Source organism: Roseovarius sp. (genome assembly GCF_018066915.1).
In the GTDB taxonomy this organism is placed as follows: Bacteria; Pseudomonadota; Alphaproteobacteria; order Rhodobacterales; family Rhodobacteraceae; genus Roseovarius.
The window spans coordinates 1-4,074 of the sequence record NZ_JAGPVV010000100.1 but is presented as its reverse complement, the minus strand read 5'-3'; the positions used below and the strand labels follow the sequence as shown (position 1 = coordinate 4,074).

Sequence of the window (4,074 nt, the reverse complement as noted above, 5' to 3'; positions counted from 1 at the left end):
ATGGCCCTTGAGCGTGGCAAGGCACTGTATTGCGGGGCCAAGCATCGGCTCTGCCTCTCGCACCGCGTCGCCTTCCAGCAGCTCTGGCACGTAACCCGCCGCGCGTTTCAGCGCCCAACCGTAGGCATCGGCCTCGAAATCGGCGCGGCTCGCGTAGGCATAGCTGAAATCGCTGGAGGCCACCCATCTTTCCGCCCGCGTGCCCCGCGTCAGTGCCAAATGCTGATCGAGGCTATCCGCGACAATGCCGGTGATCCCCGCCACCATCCGCCGGGTGTCACGGTCATTGGCATTGGCCGCGAATTTCAAAAGCCACGGGATCAGACGCGGAAAATAGGACCATTGGATAAAGAGCGGCTTGTTGGGATTGAGGGCGTATTTCAGCCCTGTCCCCATCACGCCGGGCGTGTTGACCGGCACGATTGCCCATTGCGCCAAAAGGCCAGCATTGCCAAACGAGGCACCGGCCCCCGGCCCGTCCTTGTCCAGCAGAGTGACATCATGGCCTGCGCGGCGCAGCCAGATGGCGGCACTCAGCCCGCAGATACCCGCGCCGATGACAATGATCCTGCTCGACATGCGCCACGCCCTCTCTGGATTGCGGCGCCACGTTGCGCAATGCGGGTGGGGGATGCAAGGGGTGTGATCAGCCTTTGCCGGGCTTTTCCCCAACTGGGCCGCCCGCCGCCTGCCAGCCTTTGAACCCGTCGCTGATATGGCTCACGCCCTCTAGCCCCATGTCCTGCGCGGTGCGCGCCGACAGGGCCGAGCGCCAGCCAGAGGCGCAATAGAATACAAAGCGCTTGCCGCTCTGGAATTGCGGTTTGGCATAGGGGCTTTCGGGGTCGATCCAGAACTCGAGCATCCCGCGCGGACAATGAAAGGCACCGGGGATCATGCCATCGCGCTCCAACTCGCGCGGGTCGCGCAGATCGACAAAGATCACGTCCTCGGCCCCATGCAGCGTCAGCACCTCTTCTGCGGGGGCGTGAGGGACGACCGCGTTCGCCTCTGCCACCATATCCTTGATCCGTTTCATCTGATGCCCTCCTTCGCCTGTGTTCGGTGCAGGCTATCTGTGCCGCAGGGCAAAGAAAAGTGGGTGCGCTTGACTTTGCACGCGCCTTGGCTCAGGTCTGCGCAAGATGTAAGGCCGTTGGAGGGCCGGGGATGAGCGACACGGAAAAGAAACCCAATCGGCAACAGGTCTATACGCTCTTGGTCGAAATTGGGCGCAAGAGTGGCGATGGTCTGCCCGACAAGGCAACAGGCGCGGCCCTGATGATCTATGCCTCGGGTGTGGATGAGGCCGAAGCCGTGCGTGAAACCGTGGCAATCCTGAAACAAGCCGATTGCGCGCCGCTTGATGTGTCAGGCTATGGCACCTTGGCCGAGCGTGAGGCGGAAGGCCATGACATTTCCGAGGAAGAGCGTGCCCTCATGCAGCGCGCCTTGGATGAAAATTCGGTCATCGTTGCGCAGATGACGCCGTTTTTTGACTGATCTCTGACCGGCCCCACCTGCGACCAAGCAGCGCAAGCCCGAGGGCTTTCCCCAGCGTAAACTCTACCTTGGATCGCACCATTTCGGGATTGTGTTAGGCGCGCGCAATCTATCGGGGAATGAGAGGTCACAAGTTGGCCGGTGTTCCTGACAAGCGTGTGATCTGAAATAAGATTCCATTTCACAAGGGCCGTTTCAAACGTATTAATACCGTGATTGAACGCACCTAGGTCCGGACCATATCGTAAAAGGCGATAGGGCTGGCACGACCTGTGCATGGGACCGTTTTGCAAAGTTTCGTAGAGGCAGCAGTCTGATGCTCGAAAAGGCTAGGATCGACAGCAGGATGGAGCCGAGTGCGCGCCGCCGCAAGCTGTCCTTTGCCTTTGTCTGGCTGGGGCTTGTGTTCACCTCTGTCTGGATGGTGATCACCGGGCTGAGCGGCCACCTTGAAGTGTTCCTTGTCGGGTTTCTTGCCTTTGGCGGTTTTGCCTTTGTGCGCCTGTTCAAAAACCACTTGCCGCTGGTTTGGGTCAATACCTGCTGGCTCACATCGACCAATGTCGCGATCTTTCTGGGCGCTTGTGTCGTGCATGTCGACGGGCATATCGACATCATGCTGGTTCCGATGGTGGGCTTTCCCTTTGCGGTTTTCTCGATCTATCGGGACAGGTTCCACATTGCCGCGATGGTGGCCCTGCCCATCATCCTGTGGTTCACGTGGTTTGTGCTGCATGACACCTGGGTACCGATCATCGACGAGGTAGCAGCCGTGCGCTTCTATGCCCCGATGGCGGCCCTCACGGCCTTCAGTATCATCGTCTATCCCGTGTTCTATTTCGCCATCGTTTCGGCGCAGCATTCGACCGAGATCAAGCGCGCGCGCCAAGATGCGGAACAGTCGAGCCGTGCCAAGACCGTGCTGCTGTCGGGCATCAGCCATGAGATGCGCACGCCCTTGAATGCGGTCATCGGTCTGGCCGATCTTCTGCGCGAGGATGGTTTGAAGAAAGGCGATGCCCAGCAGGCCGATTTTGCTGCCCGCATCATGCAGTCGGGCGAGACGCTTTTGGCAACGGTGGAAAAGACCATGCATTTCGCCGATATCGCCGCGCGACGGTCGGCGGTCACGCCGGTGCCTGTACCGGTTGCAGAGGTGGTCGCGCGCGTGGTCAAGACCTACCGGGACGAGGCAGCACAGCGCGGCATCACCTTGCAGGCAGAGGATACCGATGCCCTTGTTCTGGCCGAGGCGGCCCTCTTTGAAGAGGCGTTGGAGCAACTTGTCGAAAACGGTGTGCGCTATTGCGGCGCGGGCGGCCGCGTCACCGTGGCGATCCGAAGTATCCGGGCCGGATATCACCGGATCACGGTATCCGACAACGGCCCCGGATTTGGCGCGGTCGATCCGGCACTGGCCTTCGCGCCCTTCGAGCGGCTGGCCCACGCCACGGGCACGACCTTTGGCGCAGGGATGGGGTTGGCCATCGCGCGGATCAAGGCCGAAGCGATGTCGGGCAGCGTTGGCATAGATTTCGACGTGCCAATTGGCGCGCGGGTCTGGATCGAACTGCCCGCGGCTTTTGAAGAGAACACCGCCTGATTGCCGCTCAAGCCGCGCGGTTCATTGCAAGCGTTATGGCCTCATAGGGTTTGAGCACCGGCCAGATTGGCCGGGGATGTTCCGGCAGGCGGGCGCGGTCGAACCCGGCCAGAACGCTGGCCCCAAGCAGGTCGGGATTGCGCCGCAGCCGCCCGATATAGAGGCTCTCGGTGCGGGTGCCCGCGACGATGATTTCTTCATGTCCAGGCAAGAGCAGGTGATGATAAGTCACGATGTCGGGTGTTTCGGCGTAGAGCGCGGAAAAGCCGTTCACCAGATGGCGGGCCGGAACCAGAACTGCCTCGCAGCCAAAGAGATACTCCACCTCGGAGCCCCGGATCACCAAGCGCTGCTGTGGCGACACCGTGATATCACGGCGCAGGCCGAAATAGGGCGCGCGCAGGCGGACCGGGCGGAAACTGCCCATGGCGGGCACACGCCGCGTGACGGTCTGAAGCACCGGCACGATCTGTCCTTCGTCGGTATCCACCAGATGCCCGCGTTTGAGCTGACCTGCGGGCATATAGCCGCTTGGCGTGCAGACCGGCACATTCGCGGTCAGTCCGGGCATCGGCCCGATGGGTTCGATCCGGTTCGACAGCGCGACAAAGATGACGTCGGGGTCCATCTGGCGTTGCCGGGGATCGGTCAGCAGCGTGCGCAAGTCTGCCAGCGGCATCGGATGGGGCGGCGGCAGCGCGATGCTGTGAACGCGGTCCATCTCTGGCCGCTCGAGCGAGAGCCGACCCCACCGGGCGGGCGCATCCCAGGAATAGGTGAGGCGCAGCGTGTCGGTGCGGTCGTCGGCGTGATAGGGCAGGGTGGCGTGGCGCACATCCCCGGCCTGTGTCTCGATCAGGACGATACCCCCGCCCGGCAGTGCCTGAATCGATAGCCCCCCGCTCCAGGGGTGGCTGCGACTAAAGGCGAGAAGGGTCTGTGGCCGTCCCTCGGACGACAGCCGTGTC

General features: G+C 62.1%; 5 protein-coding genes. 2 read left to right on the top strand and 3 right to left on the bottom strand.

Annotation, left to right across the window (positions count from 1 at the left end):
* On the bottom strand, positions 1-579 hold a 579-nt coding region (locus KBT70_RS05640; protein ID WP_296629599.1), incomplete at its 3' end, for an FAD-dependent oxidoreductase.
* Positions 580-646: 67 nt separating this feature from the next.
* Positions 647-1,039, bottom strand: coding sequence for a rhodanese-like domain-containing protein (locus tag KBT70_RS05635; RefSeq protein WP_296629597.1), 393 nt, complete (start codon positions 1,037-1,039; stop codon positions 647-649).
* A gap of 131 nt (positions 1,040-1,170) precedes the next feature.
* On the opposite strand from KBT70_RS05635, the gene KBT70_RS05630 reads away from it, so the two are divergent.
* Positions 1,171-1,503: a hypothetical protein gene (locus KBT70_RS05630; protein WP_296629595.1), complete on the top strand. Its 333-nt coding sequence runs from the start codon at positions 1,171-1,173 to the stop codon at positions 1,501-1,503.
* Positions 1,504-1,819: 316 nt separating this feature from the next.
* Positions 1,820-3,106 (top strand): HAMP domain-containing sensor histidine kinase, encoded by a 1,287-nt coding sequence (locus KBT70_RS05625; RefSeq protein ID WP_296629594.1) that lies wholly within the window; start codon positions 1,820-1,822, stop codon positions 3,104-3,106.
* A 7-nt stretch (positions 3,107-3,113) separates the two neighbouring features.
* Here KBT70_RS05625 and KBT70_RS05620 read toward each other — a convergent pair.
* On the bottom strand, positions 3,114-4,074 hold a 961-nt coding region (locus tag KBT70_RS05620; protein ID WP_296629592.1), incomplete at its 5' end, for a Hint domain-containing protein.

Excerpts from the sequence above, each read along its gene's own strand:
- KBT70_RS05635 (WP_296629597.1), bottom strand. The coding sequence starts at position 1,039 with ATGAAACGGATCAAGGATATGGTGGCAGAGGCGAACGCGGTCGTCCCT.
- KBT70_RS05630 (WP_296629595.1), top strand. The coding sequence starts at position 1,171 with ATGAGCGACACGGAAAAGAAACCCAATCGGCAACAGGTCTATACGCTC.
- KBT70_RS05625 (WP_296629594.1), top strand. The coding sequence starts at position 1,820 with ATGCTCGAAAAGGCTAGGATCGACAGCAGGATGGAGCCGAGTGCGCGC.